General features: G+C 57.5%; 1 rRNA gene. It reads left to right on the forward strand.

What is annotated here, in order from left to right:
* Positions 1-536, forward strand: a 16S ribosomal RNA gene (locus DQ353_RS21175); the annotation flags it as partial.

Below are 536 nucleotides of genomic sequence, written 5' to 3' on the forward strand. Positions count from 1 at the left end.
TAAGTGCCCCGCCTGGGGAGTACGGCCGCAAGGCTAAAACTCAAAGGAATTGACGGGGGCCCGCACAAGCGGCGGAGCATGCGGATTAATTCGATGCAACGCGAAGAACCTTACCAAGGCTTGACATGTGCCAGACCGCCGTGGAAACACGGTTTCCCCTTTGGGGCTGGTTCACAGGTGGTGCATGGTTGTCGTCAGCTCGTGTCGTGAGATGTTGGGTTAAGTCCCGCAACGAGCGCAACCCTCGTTCCATGTTGCCAGCGCGTAAAGGCGGGGACTCATGGGAGACTGCCGGGGTCAACTCGGAGGAAGGTGGGGACGACGTCAAATCATCATGCCCCTTATGTCTTGGGCTTCACGCATGCTACAATGGCCGGTACAATGGGTTGCGATACTGTGAGGTGGAGCTAATCCCAAAAAGCCGGTCTCAGTTCGGATTGGGGTCTGCAACTCGACCCCATGAAGTCGGAGTCGCTAGTAATCGCAGATCAGCAACGCTGCGGTGAATACGTTCCCGGGCCTTGTACACACCGCCC

This window comes from Arthrobacter sp. AQ5-05, from assembly GCF_003287975.1.
GTDB lineage: Bacteria > Actinomycetota > Actinomycetes > Actinomycetales > Micrococcaceae > Paeniglutamicibacter.